Annotated in this window: 3 protein-coding genes and 1 other annotated feature; of the genes, 2 read left to right on the forward strand and 1 reads right to left on the reverse strand. The window is 35.7% G+C overall.

Annotated features, from left to right (window positions below):
• Window positions 1-215: 215 nt before the first annotated feature.
• Window positions 216-476: a hypothetical protein gene (locus H8911_RS11760; RefSeq protein ID WP_186999793.1), complete on the forward strand. Its 261-nt coding sequence runs from the start codon at window positions 216-218 to the stop codon at window positions 474-476.
• A gap of 217 nt (window positions 477-693) precedes the next feature.
• Here H8911_RS11760 and H8911_RS11765 read toward each other — a convergent pair whose 3' ends face one another.
• A complete protein-coding gene (locus H8911_RS11765) occupies window positions 694-942 on the reverse strand; it encodes a hypothetical protein (RefSeq protein WP_147325353.1) in 249 nt (82 codons plus the stop codon).
• Window positions 943-1,016: 74 nt separating this feature from the next.
• Window positions 1,017-1,210 (forward strand) — a binding site (T-box leader).
• Between the two features lie 39 nt (window positions 1,211-1,249).
• On the opposite strand from H8911_RS11765, the gene H8911_RS11770 reads away from it, so the two are divergent.
• Window positions 1,250-3,862: a valine--tRNA ligase gene (locus tag H8911_RS11770; RefSeq protein ID WP_186999792.1), complete on the forward strand. Its 2,613-nt coding sequence runs from the start codon at window positions 1,250-1,252 to the stop codon at window positions 3,860-3,862.
• Window positions 3,863-4,128 lie beyond the last annotated feature (266 nt).

Consider the following 4,128-nt stretch of genomic DNA (forward strand, 5'->3'; position numbering starts at 1 on the left):
CACGATACGAATCCATAGCCATTGCGGTTATGAATCACCAAATCAATATGAGAATAATTATTATTCAAAACATTAGAATTTAAAATTTATCTATTTTATGAGTCCTTTTTCTTGACGTAGTACCAGTTTGCTTTATTAATTCTATTGAAGAAGAATTCACAGTTGAGTTTCTACTATTAGTTATTCCGCTATCTGAAAACGGTGCAATTGAAACGGTGTTATTAGATTCTATTGCTCAAAAAGATGCGTATGATAAAACAATTATTGACAAGAGTAAATCATTTGTAGATGAAATAGATCCAAAAGTTCTATATATGAAAAGGCGTAGAGATAAACTAAAAGCATGGTTTAATATTTATTTCTCAATTCGTGTACCTGAAGACTTCTATAGAGAAAGACAACACATTTTCAATAGTTTTCCCTGGGAAGAGAATGCATATATAAATACAATATTTTCTAAATTGAGTGAATTGTAGTAAGTATAATGTTAAAAGGGCACCCATACGTTTATGTATGAGTGCTTTTTACCATAATCAATATGGCTATCCCAATGAGTGTAGTATAACAATGATGAGTTGTTGACAAGAGGTTATTGCAGTAAAACTATTGTAAGCGTCAAATTTAAAGGTGGTACAAATAAACTGCTGACGAATATATAATAAAAATGGAGAATTTTAAAAAAAGATTGTAGAGTTACTGTTCTACAATCTTATCTAAACTATGAATGAATTCTACAACCATCTTACGCTTAATATCATCGATTTTAACGAGTTTATTTAACGCTTCAATTTCGTCTTCATTATCCAGACAAACGATTTCTCGTCTTAGTCTATCGATTTCGTCTTCTAAACGATTCTGTTCTTTAATATATTGTTCATGAACAGCTTTGATTTGATTGTATAATTGATTATCCATGTTTACACCGCTTTCTTTAATCATCATATAGTAAAGTAGAGAATAAAACAACTAATTTTTCAAAATGATTTGAGTTTTTACTTTTTCTTTGATAAACTAAATTCAAAGCGATGACAAGAAGGAGTAGTTTATGCCAATTCTATAGAGAGCAAGCGTTTGGTGAAAGCTTGTGTGTTGGATAAGTGAAGGTAGTCTTTGAGTTGAATTTATGAATTAAGAGTAGTAAATTTCGTGACACAGCGTTAATGTGAATGAGAATAAAATTAGGTGGTACCACGTCAAGCACGTCCTATGGGGATGTGCTTTTTTATATGTACGGAAAGGATGATTGTGGATGACGTTGGAAGCAAAGTATAATCATTTAGCAGTAGAAAATGATAAATACCAAAATTGGATTGAAAAAGGATATTTCACAGCGGGCGACTTGTCTAAACGCCCATATTGTATTGTGATCCCTCCACCAAACGTAACAGGAAAGTTACACTTAGGACATGCATGGGATACAACATTACAAGATATTTTATGTCGTTATAAAAGATTAAAAGGCTATGATGTATGTTGGGTAGCCGGAATGGACCATGCGGGTATTGCAACACAGGCAAAGGTAGATGCTCGTTTAAAATCAGAAGGAATTTCTCGCTATGACATTGGTCGTGAAAAATTCTTAGAAAGAGCTTGGGAATGGAAAGAAGAATATGCTTCGACTATTCGTAGCCAATGGGCTAAGTTAGGATTATCTTTAGACTATAGTCGTGAACGCTTTACATTAGACGAAGGATTATCTCAAGCCGTTCGTAAAGTCTTTGTAGATTTATACAATGATGGATTAATCTATCAAGGTGAAAGAATTATCAACTGGGACCCAGAAGCTAAAACTGCATTGTCAAACATCGAAGTTGAACACAAAGAAATCATGGGACACATGTACTACTTCAAGTATAAAGTGGTTGAAACAGGACAAGAATTAGTGATTGCGACAACACGTCCAGAAACTATGTTTGCCGACCAAGCTATCTTTGTACACCCAGATGACGAAAGATATAAAGACATCGTTGGAATGCACGCCATTAACCCTGCCAACGGAGACAAACTTCCAATCATGGCCGATGATTATATTGACATGAGTTTTGGTACAGCTGTTATGAAATGTACACCGGCCCATGACCCTAATGACTTTGCATTAGCTAAAAAATACAACCTACCAATGCCAATCTGTATGAATCCAGATGGAACAATGAATGATATGTGTGGTAAATATGCAGGTATGGATCGCTTTGAATGTCGTGAAGCCTTAGTTAACGACTTTAAAGAAGCGGGTGTTGTAGATCACATTGAAGAACACTTACACCAAGTAGGACACTCCGAAAGAACAGGCGTAATTGTAGAACCATACTTAAGTAAACAATGGTTTGTGAAGATGAAACCATTGGCTGAAGAAGTATTAAAGAACCAAGAAATCGAAGATCAAAGAATTAACTTCGTACCACCACGTTTCAATAAAACATTTGAACAATGGCTAGAAAACATTGAAGATTGGTGTATTTCTCGTCAGTTATGGTGGGGACACAGAATTCCAGCATGGACAAACAAAGAAACAGGTGAAATCTATGTAGGAATGGAAGATCCAAAAGACATTGAAAATTGGACACAAGATGAAGATGTATTAGATACATGGTTCTCAAGTGCATTATGGCCATTCTCAACACTTGGCTGGCCAGAAAATACAGCCGATCTAGAAAGATATTTCCCAAATGATGTATTAGTAACTGGATATGACATTATTTTCTTCTGGGTAGCACGTATGGCTTTCCAAACACGCTACTGCATGAAGAACCGTCCGTTCAAAGACGTATTGATCCACGGACTTGTACGTGATACACAAGGACGCAAGATGTCTAAATCATTAGGAAATGGTATTGATCCAATGGATGTTATTCAAGAAAAAGGTGCTGACGCACTACGCTTCTTCTTAACAACAAACTCAACACCAGGACAAGATCTACGTTTTGATGAAACGAAGATGGACGCAAGCTGGAACTTCATTAACAAGATCTGGAACGCAGCTCGTTATGTTCAAATGCAAATTGGTGATACAAAACCAGAACTAGACATGTCAAAAGCAAATAGCGTAGACAAATGGATTCTAGCACGCTTTAACGAAGTATTAGACCACGTTTCAACAAATATGGACAAATACGAATTAGCCATCGTAGGAAACGAACTATATAGCTTCGTATGGGACGACTTCTGCAGCTGGTATATTGAACTATCAAAAGCCACACTATACTCAGAAGACGAAAGCCTAGTAGCTAATACGAAAGCTGTACTATACACAGTCATGATGGGAATTCTAAAAGTATTATCACCATTCATGCCATTTGTGACAGAAGAAATCTATTTGAACTTGCCACACGAAAAAGCCAGCTTAAACGTAGAAACATGGCCAGAAAAAGTTGAATTCGAATACACAGATAAAGAAAAAGATGAAATGGCGTTAGTAATCAGTGCTATTCAAACTGTACGTGAAATCAAAGTCGAATACGCAATGAAACCAAGTGAAGACTTAACAATCTCACTACACAACGACAATGGCTATGTAGCACTAAATACAGAATCAACTGCCATCCTAGCACGCATGGCACACGCCACAGTCAAAGAAGACCTAAATACAGAAGACGTACTTTCTCGTACAATCGAAAAAGCTGTATTAACAGTCGCAATGGATGCACTAATTGACTTAGAAGAAGAAAAAGGAAAACTAGAAAAAGAAATTGCACGCCTAGAAAACGAAATCAAACGTTGTTCAGGTATGTTGAAAAATCCTGGATTCGTCAATAAAGCACCAGAAGCTAAAGTCAATGCAGAAAAAGAAAAACTAGCATCTTACACAGAAAAGCTAGAAATGACGAAAGCACAATTAGATAACATCCTTAAGAAATTAGGATAGTATAAATCAAATGCCTAGAGACAAGCTCTAGGCGTTTTTTCTTGTAAGCGTCAAATAGGCCCATATTAAAATAACGATCTCTTTGTGAAATAATAGAACCACAAGGAGGTCGTATTTTTATGCCAGGCACTTCAAAAGTGGAATGGATTGATGTTAGCATATAAATAGGACTAGTCAAAAAGAGAAAATTTACACCAGTGGTACAATAGAAAGAGGATGATTCAAAGACAAAGGAAGGCAAAAGAAAATGGCAAATAAAAAGAAAC

The sequence above is a fragment of the Holdemanella hominis genome, assembly GCF_014306155.1.
GTDB lineage: Bacteria > Bacillota_I > Bacilli_A > Erysipelotrichales > Erysipelotrichaceae > Holdemanella > Holdemanella hominis.